Here is a 15,969-nt window from a genome sequence, read left to right on the forward strand (position 1 = left end):
GTATTCCCTTTCCCCGATCAAGTGCTGTTTAAATTATCTTACTTCAACCTTAACTTTGCTGAGCTTAAGTCCGGATACCAGCTCATCCGCAGTGGCGTAACCGTTGGCGTCTTCAACATCGATGGTGCGGATCGGATCCACAGTACCATCCACTAAAGATTTAAACGCGCCTTCATATTGTTCCATGGTGAATTTTTCGAAGCGGTCAAAGGCTTTGGCATTGGCATCCCCGATGACAATGGTGGGGAGTCCGATTCCCTCGTTGGCTGCTGTGAAATAGGTGGTTTGTCCGGCAAAAGTGCTCCAGCTGTTGGTTTTGTAAATGGACTCCAGAACTTGAACGACGGAAGCCCGCAGACCTTTGGTTGCGGAAGTGATGACGGTTTCACTGTCATAGCGTTGGTCAACGTCAACACCGATGACTTTTTTACCGGCTTCAGCAGCGGCAGACATGACGCTCTTGCCAACGGAACCGCCGCAGGCAAAGATCACTTCAGTACCGCCTTGATAGATGGTTTTAGCGGTGGCTTTATTGGTATCTGTCTCAGCGAAATCCCCGGTGTAATGGTAAATTGCCGAGATTGCTCCATCAGCCAGACCGAGTTCTGCGGCAGCTTTTTCAGCACCCTGCAAATAGCCGTAACCGAAAGCTTGTACGGCAGGAACAGCCATACCGCCCATGAAGCCAAGCTTGGTCATGCCATCCATAACGGCGGCGTAACCGGCTAGATAACCGGATTCTTCTTCAGCATACATAATGCTGGCTACATTGTCTTTGGTTTCAAAAGTTGCATAGTCGGCAGTGTGAGGTGCTCCATCCAAAAGGATGAACTTTACATCAGGGTAGATTGTTTGGGCTTCAAAGATAGGTACCTCAAACAGGAAGCCGGGGGTGACAATGACCTTGGCACCGCCGGTAACGGCTAAATCAATGGCGGCCAGATAGCCTGCGTCGGTAGCTTCTTCAGGTTTGTAGTATTTGTGGGTAACCTTGTTGGCTTCGGCGAATTCAACGACACCTTCCCATGATCCCTGATTAAAGGACTTGTCATCGATATTGCCTTTGTCGGTAATGAGAGCGATCTCAAAACCCTGGCCGGAGGCGCTGGGGGTGCCGCTATTGCCTCCATCTTTGGCGGCTGGAGCGCTGCTGCCGCATCCGGTAGCTAAAAGGGCTACCATCAAGACAGCCAATAGAACGGATGTAACTTTTTTCATCTTCTCTTCTCCTTTTTGTTCCTTTTTCTTCTGTGAGTTTCTAATGTATTTTGTATCCCAAATGTATTTTATCATTCTTATAGGAATTTACAACTATTCAATTTTTAAAGGTTCAGATAATTTTTTAGATTAACTTAACAAATGTTAATGAGGAGATCAAAAGAAAAGAGAAAGAAGGCAGGAGCATCGTTGATGAATACTTCATGCCTTCTTCAATTAATTAGAGAACCAGCGAAGGTGCGGAATAGACCCGAGCTCCAAGCTCTTGGTTCAGCATATAGAGGCTTTTGGGATCTTGGCCAAAAAGTTCAAATTTGCTGATCAGATCTGTGGAGGTTTTCTCTTCTTCACCTTGCTCCTTGACGAACCAGTCTAAAAACTGCATGGTACGGAAATCTCTCTTCTCGTAGGCCGCGGCGTAAATGGTGTTGATAGAGGCTGTCACCAATTGCTCGTGCTTCAAGGCAGCCAGAAGGGGAGCCTTAAAATCTTCATAAGTAAGGTCGGGAGCTGCTATGGCGCCGAGAGTGACTTTCTCATCGTTGTTGAGAAGATAAGTCCGGAAGAGCATGGCATGATCTCTTTCCTCCTGGGCTTGGATATAAAACCAATTTTCAAAGCCATCCAAACCATTGTCGGCATAATAACCGGACATATCCAAGTAGAGATAAGCAGAATAGAGTTCCTTGTTGATTTGTTCATTGAGCAATGAAGCAACTTCACGATCAAGCATAAGCAATTCTCCTTCTTTTTTATTTTTTAGATTTAACCATATTATAGCAGAAATTTACTCATAACCCAAGCAATCGCACTATTCGGTCAGCAATGCGGAGAAATATTTCTTTAATTTAGTAAATCCTTTCCGGGTAAAATAGAATGTCAAAAGTTGATATTTCATGCAGACATTTTTTAATTTATAATAGTGTCATTAAGTTTAATATTACATCTAAAGGAATAAGAAGCTATGAAGCAAAAGCAGCATCAAAAGCCTTCGTTTTTGATTATTTTACTGATATCCATCGTGAGTATAGGTTCTTTGCTCTATTGGGGCTGGCCCTACTTAGCTCTTTTAAGTGATCCGGATCAGGTCAGGGAGATCATCATTCGCTCAGGGACGTGGGGACCACTGGTTTTTATGCTTCTGCAGATCGTGCAAATCTTGATTGCTCCCATACCCGGCCAGGTGATTGGGGTCATTGGCGGATTTTTATTCGGCCCCTTACTGGGCTTGCTTTACACAATGCTGGGTGCCACCCTTGGTTTTACTCTGGTTTTTCTTCTTTCCCGGAAATTGGGGCGTCCTTTTGTGGAACGGTTTGTGGACAAGAAGACGATGGAGCGCTTTGACCATCTGACGGAGGAAAAAGGAGCCTGGGTATTCTTTTTCATTTTTCTTCTGCCCGCTTTTCCAGACGATCTTATTGCCTTTATTGCCGGACTAACGACAATTCCCATCCGCACCTTGGTTCTGATCTCTGTGGCAGGCCGGCTGCCGGGTTATGCTGTCCTGACCTTTATGGGCAATGGCTTAGCCTTGGAAAACCTCAACCCTGTGGTGGTTACCCTTGTGGCATTGATTCTTATCTTCATCCTGGGCTGGTGGAAACGAGAGTGGCTGAGGAAGTTTGTCGAACACAGGAACCGGACTCAATTCATAAGTGAGCAATGGAATCTGTATTGGCATAAGATCATTTTTGGGACTATTGTGCTGGTCATTATTTTTGTGATCCTTTATTATGCCGCTACAGTCACTCCCATTCAACGGTAAAAGCAAAGAATAATTACTCTTTGATAGGATTTTCACTTATGTTATAATGAGAAGGAATTATAGGGACTAATTATAGGAATTATTTGAGGAGAGAGTGAAAGGAGTCAGTCTATGATCTGGAAGGAAAAATATAAGGTCGGCGATCCTCTTATTGACAGTCAGCATGAGGAGCTGTTTTCACGGGTAGGGAGCTTTGTGGAAACATTGCGTTCCGACAAACCATGGGAACAAAAAGTTGAAAAGGTCAATGAAACCCTCGAATTTATGAAAGACTATGTGGTGACTCACTTTGCCGATGAAGAGGCTTATCAATTGGAGATTGGCTATCCGCATTTTGAAGAGCATCAGATGATACATAAAAATATGGTTGCTTATGTGGTTGTTGTATCCCGGGAGTACGCAAAAGAAGGCTTTAAAGAAGAGCTTATGCAGCAATTTGGGGGGAAACTTTTGGCATGGCTGATCAATCATGTGGTAGCTGATGATCAGAAAATAGCCGAATATGCAAGAAGCAAGGAGGGCAAGCAATGAGCACGAAAGACCTTCTGACCCCCTTTTCCAATGCAGCCAGCCAAACCTTTAAGCTCTTACTGGATCTGGATGTATCTACGGACTCAAGTCAACCCACAGAAAACTGCGAGGAAACTAAAGAACAAGTTAATATTGTCATTGAGATTACGGGAGATCTGGCCGGAGAGGTAATGTACAGCTTTCCTAAGGACACCACTCTGGAAATGGTCAAAATGATGAGTGGCATGGAGTTTAATGAAATCGACGACTTTGTGAAATCGGCTTTAGGTGAAATTGCCAATATTATCAGTGGCAATGCCATGACCGGGCTCTCACAATCTCAAGTCGTGTGCGATATCCGTCCTCCTAAAATTCTTGAAGGAGGAGCCCTTCCCGCTGGTAAGGAATGTTCTATTTACCGGACCAAAGTCAAGACCTCGATTGGGGATGTGGAGCTTAATTTCCGTACGGTTTAAGACAGCCAGCCCTATGAGTATCAAGCCCTATTCATTGCCAATGAACAGGGCTTGATTTTTGCTATGTTGAAAATAAGGAGAAACCAATGACCATACATAGTTTGCTTTCAGCATTTTCTTTACTTGCCGCAGTTATTTATATGTCTTTTGGTATTTACACATACAGACAGAGCCCTCAATCCCGCATTCATCAATCTTTTCTCCTTTTATGTCTGAGTTATTCAATTTGGTCTTTTGCCTATGCCTTTGCTTATTTGGCTCAGGATGCCTTCACCTTTTCCTTTTGGAATAAGCTGGCCGCCTTGGGTTGGTGCAGTTTTAGCGCTCTGATTCTTTACCTTGTTCTGCACATCACCGAAAGCCCTCTTGTCAAAAACACCGGGGTTAAGTTCATAATCTTTTTGCCTGGTTTTGTTTTTTACGTACTTGCCGTATTCTTTTTTGGCCCGAATCTGGAGACTCCTGCCCAAGTGGTCAAATTTTTCTATGCCGGTGACTTTTTGTATAACTTTTCCTATTTGCTTATCGCCATTGCCTTGATGTTTAAGTGGGGGTATGCATCTCCCCATATCCGGATTAAAAAACAATCCCGGATCCTCGTCATCACAAGCCTGATCCCATTTTTATTAAACTTGATGACCCAAACCATTTTACCTGCCCTGCTCCACATTGATTTTCCCGGGATGGGACAACTTTACTCTCTCATCATGATTTTGGGTGTTTTTGTTGTGGTAACCCGTTATAACTTTTTTAAACTTCCTGAAAGCATCATTATGCAGGAGATTATGAATGAAACGCTGGATATGGTGATTGTGGCGGACCAGGAAGGCCGGATACGGAAGGTATCCAGCCAAATGAAAGCTTTGCTTGGTTATGATGCAGATGAGGTTATGGACCACACTTTGGGATTTCTTTTTCGGGAAGGGGATCAAGGCAAATTTGACTTGCTCCAAATGAAAAACAGGGATCTTAAGTATACGGATATAGAAGTAATCAAGAAGGATCAAGGGACCTTGCCCGTCAATGCAGTATGCAAACAGATTAAGGATAGAAGACTCCATGATGTCATAGGTTTTGTGTTCATCTTGCAGGATAGTCGTCTTGTTAACGAACTCAGGCAAAAGAATGAGGAGCTCTTTTGGGAAAAAGAAAGGTATAAATTAAGTTTACAATCTGTTAAAGAAAAGCAAGAGAAGATCGAATATTTAAGTTACCATGATCAGCTTACCGGTCTCTATAATCGCAGATTTCTGGAAGAGAAGCTCACCCGCATTGACTTTAATCAGGATTTGCCCTTGACGATTACGATGGCGGATGTCAACGGGCTAAAGCTTGTCAATGATTCTTTCGGGCATGCTTATGGGGATCTGTTGATTCGCAAAGTAGCTGAAGTCATTCAGGAGGGGTGCCGGCAGGATGACGTGGTGGCCAGGATTGGTGGGGACGAGTTTATTATTCTCATGCCCAGAACCACTGAACTTGAGGCGCGAAGGGTGATCAAGGGGATTAAAGCCATGGCCTTGCAGGAAAAAATCGGTGCCTTCGAATTGTCCGTCTCTTTTGGTTACGAAACCATGGAAACTTCCGAAATGACCATTAGTGAACTGTTGAAAAAAGCCGAAGATTATATGTATAAGAACAAGCTGTCGGAAAGCCCCAGTATTAGAAGCAACACCATTGACACCATTATTAAGACCCTGCATGAAAAGAACAAACGGGAAGAGCAGCATTCTCATAGAGTCTCAGAATTATGCAGGAAAACAGCTACCGAACTGGATTGTTCCAATGACGAAATTGAGGAACTTAAGACAGTGGGTCTGCTCCACGACATTGGGAAAATTGTCATTAGTGAAGCCATTTTAAACAAGCCGGGTAAACTCCAGGATGATGAATGGAAAGAGATTAAGCGTCATCCCGAGATCGGTTACCGTTTGCTGTGTACTATCAAAGAGATGTCGGAAATGGCAGAGTACGTCCTCGCCCATCATGAACGATGGGATGGCACAGGATATCCTAAAGCTTTAAAGGGGAAAGAAATTCCTCTTCAGGCTAGAATTATAGCTATTGCCGATTCCTACGATGCCATGATCAGTGAGAGAAGCTATCGCAAAGCTTTGCCTGAAGAAGTGGCCGTAGCAGAATTGATCAAGAATGCAGGAACCCAGTTTGATCCCGAACTTGTGAAGGTTTTCGTAGAGAAAGTTCTGGGTAAAAAGATCTATAGCGGGTCCGGATGTGTACATTAATCCGAAATGGATTCTTATGTCTCTGGTGGTATCATCGGAGTGTAAAAAGGTGGTTCGGGTCGCGTAGCTTTACGCACAACGCGTACTCCATAGCTTCGGGGCTGGTTCACTCGCTTTCTTAACAGCTACGCCAAACCCCGCTGCTTTCTGCATGTTAACCGTGGCTCCGCTACGTTAAGAAAGCTTCGTTCACCAGACCGCCCCTCCGCTAAATCCGTTCGCTTATGTACGTAAAGCTACTGCTTGCGGGCCTTGCGTTAGTTTTTCTTGGGCCTTCTCCAGAGCCTTTCTTGAGCCACGCCGACCTTGCCGCTCAAAGCGGCGTCGGTAAAGACGGAAAAAACGGCTCAGATCATCTTACGGCTTCCCTTCAGTTCCCCCAACGCCTTGCATGCACAGACCCAGGAAGCGGCCCAAGGATTTTGATTTACACGAGGGAAGCGAATTTAAGCGAGCGGAAACAAAACTTCGCGAAAAGCACGCAGCGGAGAAAGGTCGGAAACAGGACGTTTCCAACCGCCCATTGAGCAGGAGCGATTTGGGCGGGCACCTTTCGGAGCGGCGGGCTTTTCGCGTTAGTTTTGTCCGCGCAGCTTATGGAGCGACCGGTGTAAAGCAAAATCCTGGAGATATAACTTTCGTCTTCTCACCACAAAGCTATTGCCATCAAGATGCAATTTCTGCCAATTCCTATCTAGAACGCCTGGAATAGGGTATTATAGAGAAGGGGGTGACTCAAATGGCAGATATTTATTTGCATGGGGTTAAAGAAGGGAATCTTAAGGATATTTCTTTAACCCTGCCGAGAAATAAATTAGTGATCTTTACAGGCTTGTCGGGTTCAGGAAAAACAACTCTGGCGATCGATGTCCTCTACCAAGAGTGTCAGAGACAGTATTTGGAGGCTATCGGGTACCAAGGGATTCATAAACCGAAGCTGGATGAGTTGCGCAATGCCTCTCCAGCCATACGCATCACTCAAAATGAATACCGCAAAAATCCTCGTTCTACAGTGGGTACGGTAACCAATATCTATACTGAACTGCGGATGATTTATGAGAAGCTTAGTCAACGGACCTGTCCTCATTGCCATAGAGACATCAGAGCGGATCAATGCCAGGAGGAACTGGAGAAGAGGGAAGATGAGTTTAAAGTCTATATGTACTGCAATCATTGCGGCTACAAAATGGACAAACTAACCCGGACTTATTTTTCCTATAACACCCGGGAAGGGGCCTGCCCGACCTGTCAAGGCTTAGGGAAGATACTACAGGTCAATAAGGATAATGTAGTCAATGAAAAGCTGTCGTTGGAAGCTGGAGCCGTCGATTTTTGGGAGCAAAAATATAAGGACTACCAAATCTCAGTTCTCTACAATGCCTTTCAGCATTATGGTGTTCCTATTGAACCGGACACCCCGGTGAGAGAATTTACTAATGTGCAAAAAGCCATTCTCTTTTACGGCGTGGACAGCGACCAAGTTAAGGAGTTTTTCCCGGATATCCAGGCACCAAAAACGGTGGGGGGAGGAAGATTCGAAGGAATCTATCCCGTTTTGTGGCGGCGCATCGCTGAAAAAAGCGGTGACTCCAGAGGGTTATCCGCTTACTTTGCCGAGCAAATCTGCCCGGACTGCGCGGGGGAACGCTTGAATGGGTTAAGCCGCAGTGTGACCGTATTAGGAACCCGCTTACCGGAACTGGCTTCATTATCATTAGAGGAGTTGCAGGATTGGCTGATCAAGCTGGAGGATTCGGTAACCGGCACCCATCAAGACCTTGTGGCATCCTATCTTAATGATTTGAAAACAAAGATACGAAGGATTGTCAAGGTGGGGTTGGGCTATTTATCTCTGGACCGCCAAACCATGACCTTATCCGGCGGGGAAGCCCAGAGAATTAAATTGGCGGCAATTTTAGACTCCACATTGACCGGGATTATCTATATTATGGATGAACCCACTATCGGTCTTCATCCCCAGGATACCCAGGGGATCATCCAGATTCTTAAGGAGTTAAGGGACTTAGGCAATACCGTCATCGTTATTGAACATGATACGGATGTGATGAGTGCCGCAGATTTCATTGTCGATATAGGTCCGGGTGCAGGGAAACTTGGCGGCGAGATTGTCGGCCAGGGCAGCATTGCTGAACTGAAGGAGCAAGGCAGCTCCGTTACCGGCCTTTATCTTAACCAGCCTGTACGGGAAATCCACTCTTACCGCAAAGGAACGGGGGAGTTTATCGAAGTCCATCGTGGCGATCTCTATAATCTTAAGAACGTCAATGTAAGATTTCCGGTAGGGTGTTTAATAAGTGTGACCGGTGTCTCGGGCTCCGGAAAATCCACCTTGGTGTTTGAGGTCTTAGCCAAAGGAAAGTTCAGAAATCAAGGGGATCCCATGAAGCGCAATCATGTCACGGGTACTGAACTATTTGAGCAGATTATCACCGTAGAGCAATCTCCCGTTACCCGGATGAAACGCTCTAATGTGGCCACCTATTCCGGTGTCTACACAGAAATCAGGAAGATTTTTGGCAATCTAAGTGAGGCGAGAAGGAAGGGAATTACCCCCAGGCACTTTTCCTTCAATAGCCGGGGAGGCCGCTGTGAGAATTGCGAAGGGCTGGGCTATGTGGTCAGCAATATGTTGTTCTTTGAGGATTTGGAGGTTTCCTGCCCGGTCTGTCATGGCGACCAGTTTCAGGATGAAGTGCTTTCAGTAAAGTATAAGGGACACAGTATTAAAGATGTCCTGCGCATGTCCGTGGAAGAGACCTTGGCAGTCTTCGCCCTGCATCCCCGGATTACTAAAGTCCTGGAGCTGCTTAAAGAAGTGGGCTTAGGCTATCTTGAGCTGGGGCAGACTCTGACTACTTTATCCGGCGGTGAAGGGCAACGCCTCAAGCTGGCTAAGGAACTGATCGGCAACGAGGGAAAGCCGAATCTCTATCTCATTGATGAACCCACAGCAGGACTCCATCCGCTGGATGTAGAGAACTTTCTGGCTCTGCTGAACCGGATGGTGGATGCCGGGAGCACAGTCATTGTGGTGGAGCATAACCAACAAGTTATGCGGGCATCCGATTGGATTATCGACCTCGGTCCCGAAGGGGGCCACAAAGGGGGCAGGGTCATGGCGGCTGGAACACCTGAACAGATAAAAAGTGAGCAGGGCTCAGTTACGGGAAGGTTTCTTTGAGGAAACTAAGTTCAGCTTTGCTGGAACGATGAAAACTGAAGGGATGTGAGGAAAATGCTCGGAGCTGTCGTTGGCGATATCATTGGTTCTGTCTATGAATTCGCGAATATAAAGAGTAAGGACTTTCCGCTGTTTTCCTCCCGTTCACGGTTTACGGATGATACTGTATTGACCATGGCCACTATGGATGCACTTATCCATAAGCTGCCTTTCGGGAAAGCCTATCGGGCCTGGTTTCAGCGGTACCCCCAGGCAGGATATGGGCGGAGTTTCAAAGCCTGGGCCGAGTCCGGTCAGAATGAGCCCTACAACAGTTGGGGCAATGGTTCCGCTATGCGGGTCAGCCCCATCGGCTTTTACTATAAAACACTGGATGAAGTGCTGGCGGCAGCCAAGCAGAGTGCCGAAGTCACCCATAGTCATCCTGAAGGAATCAAGGGAGCTCAGGCCACGGCAGCGGCTGTATTTCTCGCTAAGCATGGAGAAACAAAAAGTAAGCTGAAAGAGACGGTTGAGCAGGAGTTCGGTTATAATCTGAATGAACCCTTAGCGAAGATCAGGAATGGGTATACCTTTGATGTCTCCTGCCAAGGCAGTGTACCCCAGGCTATCCGGGCCTTCCTGGAGTCTGAGAACTTTGAAGATGCCATAAGAAATGCCATATCCATCGGCGGGGACAGTGATACCATCGCTTGCATAACGGGAGCCTTGGCAGAAGCCTATTATGGTCATGTCCCCGAAGAGATTAAAAAGCAGGCCTTAACTTATCTGGATGATCCGCTCCAGGTCTTATTGAATAACTTTTATGGAGTTGTTCAAGATTAGCCCTTCATCGGTCCAATAAGCCATCCTGAGCTGAGGATGGCTTATTTTGCTGTCTCAGAAAAAATAGCTTTAAGCAAGGATAAAAAATTATCTATAAAAATCTTGCTTAATTCTATGCAGATAAGATAAAATTAATTGTTTAAAGCCTAATGGTAAAAAATGTATAAGATGAAAGAGTGGAGGAATGCATATTGGTTGAAGAAGAAGCTATAGTACAAGCCTGTTTAACAAGAAATCATCAAAAGATGAAAATAAGAAGCCTCGTGAAGAGGGCGTTTTTTATAACCTTCGGAGCGGTTGCAATGGCTTTTGGCCTTGAGGGGATATTGATTCCTAATCATATTATTGATGGAGGAGTTACCGGAGTCTCCATGATGCTTTCCCATTTAACCCCCATCAAACTCGGGGTATTTTTATTTCTGCTTAACTTACCTTTCTTTTTTCTGGGGTATAAGCAAATTGGCAAGACCTTTGCGGTGAGCATGCTTTACGGAATTCTCACTTTGGCTGTTTCAACCTTCCTCATGCATGATTTGGCCCCTGTAGTGCATGACGAGATTTTGGCTGTGGTTTTCGGTGGTTTGATGCTGGGCTTTGGAGTCGGCTTGGTTATCCGTAACGGCGGAGTTCTCGATGGAACGGAGACATTAGCCATTCTTATCGAGAAAAAACTTCCTTTCTCCGTAGGCGAGATTATCATGATTATCAATGTTATTATTTTCTCCGTGGCTGCCTTTGTCTATGGCCTGGATAACGCCTTATATTCCATGTTAACCTACTATATTGCTTTTAAGACCATCGATATCGTGGTTAAAGGCTTTGAAGATATGAAGTCCGTTTATATCATCAGTGAATGCAATCAGGTCATCGCCGAAACCATTATGCAAAGATTAGGCCGTGGAGTGACCTATTTAAAAGGAGAGGGCTCCTTCTCCGGAGACGATAAGAATATCATTTTCTGTGTTTTTACCCGGCTGGAAGAAGCCAAAATGAAAGATATTATCAGGGAAATCGATCCCTCTGCCTTTGTGATTATCTCAGATGTGGGAGAAGTCAAAGGTGGGAGGTTTAAGAAAAGGGATATCCATTAATCTTGAGATTGGCAATAAGCTGCACGGAGGTCTAAGCGGCCTTGTGTGTTAAAAGGATAATAAAAAGGCTTAGTCAGCAGGGAATAGTTCTCTGATGGCTAAGTCTTATTTTATAAAAAGATTCTATAAAAAGAATGTAACAAGCAGTGTTTACGATCTGAGGATTTTAGTGTATAATAAAAAAATAGGCATAAAAATAACATTATAAATACATCTCACATATATCATATCATGGCTTGAGAAGAATGTCAAGATAAACATTTAATGAAAAGTGTTGAAGCAATACACCATGGTCACTAGACAGAGGGAGGAATTCTGATGCAGGACGATATACAAGGCCAAGACCAGGAGGGGGGCCAAGCAGAGGAGGAGCAGTACTATCTGTCGGAAGTCCTGGATTTAGTCAATCAGCAGATGGAGGAAGAACTGAAGAATGCGGCATTAAGCAAGGAAGAACTGATCGCCTTTCGTAAAGAAATGTATGAAAATACTGTTCACTATTCCAGGGATTTTACCCGGCTGACTGAAATGAATCAATACCTTGCTGTCGTTAAAAACCAGACAGAAAAGGTTACCCATACCACCAGGAGAGTGGAGCGCTATAAAAAAATCCTGGGCTCTCCCTATTTTGGACGCTTTGATTTTCAGGAAGAAGGCTATGAGCGGGAGAAGATCTATATCGGCCTTTATAATGTGATTGATGCCCGCACTCAGGATGTCCGGGTATACGATTGGCGGGCACCCATCTCCAGCATTTTTTACCGCTATGAGTTAGGTGAGGCCAAGTACCAGGCTCCGCTGGGGGAAATCAAGGGTGAGGTTTCCTTAAAAAGACAGTATAAGATTAGACACTCCCAGTTGAAGTATTTCTTTGACAGCAGTCTCCGCATCACGGATGATGCCCTTCAGGAGATTCTGGGCAGGAATTCTTCGCCCACTATGCGGCAAATTGTGGAAACACTGCAAAAGGAACAGGACGAAATTATCCGGGATAGGTCAAATGAAGTGCTGATCGTGCAGGGGGTGGCCGGCAGCGGTAAAACCTCCGTCGCCTTGCATCGCATTGCTTATTTAATGTATGAGGGCTTTAACTCCCGCCTGCGTTCCAATAATATCCTGATCATCTCGCCCAATGATGTGTTCTGTCAGTACATTTCCACAGTGCTTCCTGAATTAGGGGAAGAGAATGTGTTGCAGGCTACTTTCGACGATTTAATCTGCCGCGTCTTTTCAGGGAGATTCAGGGTGGAGACCAGGGATCAACAGCTGGAGCTTCTGCTGAACCGGCAGAACACACCACTGGGCAGCCGCAAGGAAAAGAACATCATGTTCAAAGGGTCCCGGTCCTTTTTAAAGCTCTTGGATCGCTTGATTTATCATTATGGCCATCAGCTTATCGAGTTTGAGGATGTCTATTACCACGGCCAATTAATCGAATCCAAACAGTTGATTAAAAGCCGCTTTTTGAATAATAAAATTGGCATACCCATGACCAAGCAGCTTAAACGTATCGAGAAAACTTTATGGGAACGGATTCATCCTTTGCAGAAAGAACGCAGAGTTGTTCTGACCCGACTTGTCGCCGTAAACCCGGAGCATTTGCTGGAGATCAAACCCTATGCCCGGCTTCTGGCCTTAAGGGAGGCTCATGCTTTAAAAGAAAGAATTCATCGATTTACCGAGGTGGATTATCAAGCGGTTTATGAGCGCTTATTGAAGGACCGCCGGCTTTTGGGCAAGCTGGCCCACGGCTTGGAGCTTCCTGAGGGGATTGAGGAGCTGTTGGCGGGAACCCTTGAAGATATGGCTAAAGGAGAGCTTAGTTATGAAGACAGCGCCGCCTTGTTCTATCTTAAGCTGAGACTGGAGGGAGAACATTACTCGGATATAAGGCAAGTGGTGATCGATGAAGCCCAGGACTATAGCCCCCTGCAGTACCAGGTGTTTAAGCTTTTGTTCCCCAACGCTCATTTCACTGTCCTGGGGGATGTGGCCCAAAGCATTGAGCGCAGTGGGGATGAGGCAGCCTATGACCAGGTTAAGGAAATCCTTGACCGCCCCCATACCCTTAAACTTACCTTAAGCAAAGGTTATCGCTCAACCTTTGAAATCAGTGCCTTTGCCCAGAGAATTTATGGAGAAAGCCGAGGCGGTTTTCCCTTTGAACGACACGGTCCGGAACCGGAAGTAAAGCTCGCCGCCAACCTGCAGGAGATGACGGAAAAAATGGTTCAGGACATTGCGGCTTTTCAGGAAGAGGGATTTGAAACCATTGCCGTGATCGGCAAGACCTTTGCGGAATGTCAGGAGATCTACAAGAGGCTTCAGCAGAAAATCAAAGTCCGTCTGGTTCATCCCCGGGAAGGGGAAATGGAGAAAGGGATTTTAATCATCCCGGCCTATGGGGCAAAAGGGCTGGAATTTGATTGTGCGTTGATTCATGGAGCGGATGCGCAGAATTACCAAAGCGAACTGGACAAACGGCTGCTCTATATCGCCTGCACCAGGGCTCTGCATCGTTTGCAGCTCTATGCTGTAGGCGAAGAAAGCCCTTTCTTGCGGTTCAGTATGCTTTAAATTTTGTTTTGGTGTGGTTTGGGCCAAGATTTGTTGTATAATAAATAACCAACACTTGGCAGCGCCTAAAATAAGGTCCGACAGTAAGGAGGGAAATAATGCAATTTATATGTTATTCCAGATGCACGACGTGTCAAAAAGCACGGAAATGGTTAGAGGAAAAGAAGCTTTCCTTTGAAGTCCGCGATATCAAAGGAGATAATCCAACCTTTGCCGAACTGCAGACATGGTATAAACTTAGCGGGTTGCCCTTGAAACGTTTCTTTAACACCAGCGGTCAACAGTATAAGAGCTTAAATCTCAAGGATAGGCTGCCGATGATGACTGAAGAAGAGCAGTTGAACCTTCTGGCTACCGATGGCATGCTGGTGAAACGCCCCCTTTTGCTGGGGGAGGATTTTGTACTGACAGGTTTTAAAGAAACTGAATGGGAAGAGAGACTAAATAACTTATAAGGCCGGCGCCGATAAACCCAGTATCCTGATCAATCGGGATACTGGGTTTGTTTTTGGCACAGAGTATGAATGACAAATCATGGTTGACATTCCTTTGGGGTGAATGCTATTCTATAATAGTTTTTAAAAAATAATATAAATATTAGAATTCCCATCAATACCACTATAAGGAGTCGAAAAGATGAAGCTTTCCAGCAAGGACATTTTAATTACAGGATTCGCACTTTTAGCTATGTTTTTTGGGGCAGGTAACCTGATTTTTCCCCCTATGCTTGGTTTGCAAAGTGGAGAGCAGCTTTCCTGGGCTTTATTGGGTTTTATTGCCACAGGAGTTGGCCTTCCTTTTTTAGGAGTAACTGCGGTGGCGAAAGCCGGCGGCGATTTGGAACTGCTCGCCAATCGGGTTCACCCCGCCTTCAGTAAAATTATCACCACGATTTCCGTTCTCTGTATTGGTCCGCTTCTGGCTATTCCCAGAACCGCCGCTACAACGTATGAAGTAGCGATTGCTCCTGTGACCCAATCCATCCATCCTCAGTTAGCTTTGCTGCTGACGTCGGTGGCCTTTTTTGCCATCACCTTATTTTTTGTGTTAAGACCGACCCAAATCCTCGACAGTGTGGGTAAAATCCTTACCCCCCTCATGCTGATTTTTTTAGCGATTATTATTTATGTCGGAGTCACCCATCCCTTGGGAACGATGGCTCAAAGCAGCTACACCAACCCCTTTTCCCGGGGATTTTTAGAAGGTTACAATACCATGGATGCCATTGCCTCGGTGATTTTTGGCATGATTATCGTTAAAGGCATCAAAGATAAAGGGGTTACCGATAACAACCAAATAGCCAGAATCACCATTACGGCAGGGATGATTGCGGCGGCAGGTTTATGTTTTATCTACATCGGCTTAGCTTATATCGGAGCGACGACGGGTACCTTATTTACCGGTACTAATCATGGACAGATGCTGATCTTTGTCAGTGAATCCTTGTTAGGGGTCCTGGGCCGGACTATTATTGGGGTCGTGATGGCTCTGGCCTGTCTCACCACGTCGATTGGACTGGTGGCCAGCTGCGGAGAATATTTCAGCCGTTTAACCCATAACCGGGTGAGCTATAATACCGTAGCAATCATCACTACTTTGGTCAGCTTTATTTTGGCGAACATGGGCTTAGCTAATATTCTGAAGATATCCGTACCCCTGTTGGAGTTCGTCTATCCGATCATTATTGTGCTGATTATGCTTGCACTTCTTCACAACTTCTATAAAGGCCGGCGGGCAGTTTATGTATGGACAACGGGCATCATTGTACTCTTCGTCATCCTCGATACTCTCTATGATTTGGGAGCAGCCCTGGGAATCAATCTGGCCTTTATCCGGGATGGGCTGAATCTGCTGCCTTTCTATCATTTAGGTTTGGGGTGGCTGATTCCCGCTGTACTCACCTTGGTTTTAAGTGTCGTCTTTACCGCCAATAAATCCGTTAAAGCTTAGTACTCTGTAACAGGGAAAATCATGATCAAGCAGAACTCTTCTAAGGGTTCTGTTTTTTTACAAAAAATTTTCATGATCAGGGAAATGAAAAACCCCGGTTAGTTTC

The 15,969-nt window shown here is 45.5% G+C and carries 12 protein-coding genes; 10 read left to right on the forward strand and 2 right to left on the reverse strand.

Annotation, left to right across the window (positions count from 1 at the left end):
* Positions 1–33 precede the first annotated feature (33 nt).
* Together BUA14_RS13420 and BUA14_RS13425 are read right to left on the reverse strand one after the other, a co-directional pair.
* On the reverse strand, positions 34–1,218 hold the full coding sequence (locus tag BUA14_RS13420; protein WP_072773048.1) for a BMP family lipoprotein: 1,185 nt from the start codon (positions 1,216–1,218) through the stop codon (positions 34–36).
* A 220-nt stretch (positions 1,219–1,438) separates the two neighbouring features.
* Complete coding sequence (locus tag BUA14_RS13425) at positions 1,439–1,951, reverse strand: ferritin (protein WP_072773049.1); 513 nt, start codon at positions 1,949–1,951, stop codon at positions 1,439–1,441.
* A gap of 231 nt (positions 1,952–2,182) precedes the next feature.
* Between BUA14_RS13425 and BUA14_RS13430 the strand changes: the two genes are divergently transcribed.
* The 10 genes from BUA14_RS13430 (at position 2,183) to brnQ (ending at position 15,863) form a co-directional block, all read left to right on the forward strand.
* Complete coding sequence (locus BUA14_RS13430; RefSeq protein WP_072773050.1) at positions 2,183–2,986, forward strand: TVP38/TMEM64 family protein; 804 nt, start codon at positions 2,183–2,185, stop codon at positions 2,984–2,986.
* Between the two features lie 111 nt (positions 2,987–3,097).
* Entirely contained in the window at positions 3,098–3,517 is a 420-nt protein-coding gene (locus BUA14_RS13435) for a bacteriohemerythrin (RefSeq protein WP_072773051.1), read from the forward strand.
* Positions 3,514–3,972: a chemotaxis protein CheX gene (locus tag BUA14_RS13440; protein ID WP_072773052.1), complete on the forward strand. Its 459-nt coding sequence runs from the start codon at positions 3,514–3,516 to the stop codon at positions 3,970–3,972. Before BUA14_RS13435 ends, BUA14_RS13440 begins: the two co-directional genes overlap by 4 nt.
* A gap of 86 nt (positions 3,973–4,058) precedes the next feature.
* Positions 4,059–6,218: an HD domain-containing phosphohydrolase gene (locus tag BUA14_RS13445; protein WP_072773053.1), complete on the forward strand. Its 2,160-nt coding sequence runs from the start codon at positions 4,059–4,061 to the stop codon at positions 6,216–6,218.
* Positions 6,219–6,957: 739 nt separating this feature from the next.
* Positions 6,958–9,420 carry an ATP-binding cassette domain-containing protein gene (locus BUA14_RS13460; RefSeq protein ID WP_072773054.1) on the forward strand — a complete coding sequence of 821 codons (2,463 nt, stop codon included), beginning with the start codon at positions 6,958–6,960 and terminating at the stop codon, positions 9,418–9,420.
* Positions 9,421–9,474: 54 nt separating this feature from the next.
* Positions 9,475–10,245: an ADP-ribosylglycohydrolase family protein gene (locus tag BUA14_RS13465; RefSeq protein ID WP_072773055.1), complete on the forward strand. Its 771-nt coding sequence runs from the start codon at positions 9,475–9,477 to the stop codon at positions 10,243–10,245.
* A gap of 191 nt (positions 10,246–10,436) precedes the next feature.
* Entirely contained in the window at positions 10,437–11,336 is a 900-nt protein-coding gene (locus BUA14_RS13470) for a YitT family protein (protein WP_072773056.1), read from the forward strand.
* 318 nt (positions 11,337–11,654) lie between these two features.
* Positions 11,655–13,913 carry a HelD family protein gene (locus BUA14_RS13475; protein WP_072773057.1) on the forward strand — a complete coding sequence of 753 codons (2,259 nt, stop codon included), beginning with the start codon at positions 11,655–11,657 and terminating at the stop codon, positions 13,911–13,913.
* Between the two features lie 98 nt (positions 13,914–14,011).
* Entirely contained in the window at positions 14,012–14,368 is a 357-nt protein-coding gene (locus BUA14_RS13480; RefSeq protein WP_072773058.1) for an arsenate reductase family protein, read from the forward strand.
* Between the two features lie 181 nt (positions 14,369–14,549).
* The gene (brnQ, locus tag BUA14_RS13485; protein WP_072773059.1) at positions 14,550–15,863 is read left to right on the forward strand and encodes a branched-chain amino acid transport system II carrier protein; all 1,314 of its coding nucleotides are present in this window, start codon (positions 14,550–14,552) and stop codon (positions 15,861–15,863) included.
* Positions 15,864–15,969: the final 106 nt, after the last annotated feature.

Source organism: Desulfitobacterium chlororespirans DSM 11544 (assembly GCF_900143285.1).
Taxonomy (GTDB): domain Bacteria; phylum Bacillota; class Desulfitobacteriia; order Desulfitobacteriales; family Desulfitobacteriaceae; genus Desulfitobacterium; species Desulfitobacterium chlororespirans.

Excerpts from the sequence above, each read along its gene's own strand:
- BUA14_RS13475 (WP_072773057.1), top strand. The coding sequence starts at position 11,655 with ATGCAGGACGATATACAAGGCCAAGACCAGGAGGGGGGCCAAGCAGAG.
- BUA14_RS13445 (WP_072773053.1), top strand. The coding sequence starts at position 4,059 with ATGACCATACATAGTTTGCTTTCAGCATTTTCTTTACTTGCCGCAGTT.
- brnQ (WP_072773059.1), top strand. The coding sequence starts at position 14,550 with ATGAAGCTTTCCAGCAAGGACATTTTAATTACAGGATTCGCACTTTTA.
- BUA14_RS13420 (WP_072773048.1), bottom strand. The coding sequence starts at position 1,218 with ATGAAAAAAGTTACATCCGTTCTATTGGCTGTCTTGATGGTAGCCCTT.
- BUA14_RS13460 (WP_072773054.1), top strand. The coding sequence starts at position 6,958 with ATGGCAGATATTTATTTGCATGGGGTTAAAGAAGGGAATCTTAAGGAT.
- BUA14_RS13425 (WP_072773049.1), bottom strand. The coding sequence starts at position 1,951 with ATGCTTGATCGTGAAGTTGCTTCATTGCTCAATGAACAAATCAACAAG.
- BUA14_RS13435 (WP_072773051.1), top strand. The coding sequence starts at position 3,098 with ATGATCTGGAAGGAAAAATATAAGGTCGGCGATCCTCTTATTGACAGT.
- BUA14_RS13430 (WP_072773050.1), top strand. The coding sequence starts at position 2,183 with ATGAAGCAAAAGCAGCATCAAAAGCCTTCGTTTTTGATTATTTTACTG.
- BUA14_RS13440 (WP_072773052.1), top strand. The coding sequence starts at position 3,514 with ATGAGCACGAAAGACCTTCTGACCCCCTTTTCCAATGCAGCCAGCCAA.
- BUA14_RS13465 (WP_072773055.1), top strand. The coding sequence starts at position 9,475 with ATGCTCGGAGCTGTCGTTGGCGATATCATTGGTTCTGTCTATGAATTC.
- BUA14_RS13480 (WP_072773058.1), top strand. The coding sequence starts at position 14,012 with ATGCAATTTATATGTTATTCCAGATGCACGACGTGTCAAAAAGCACGG.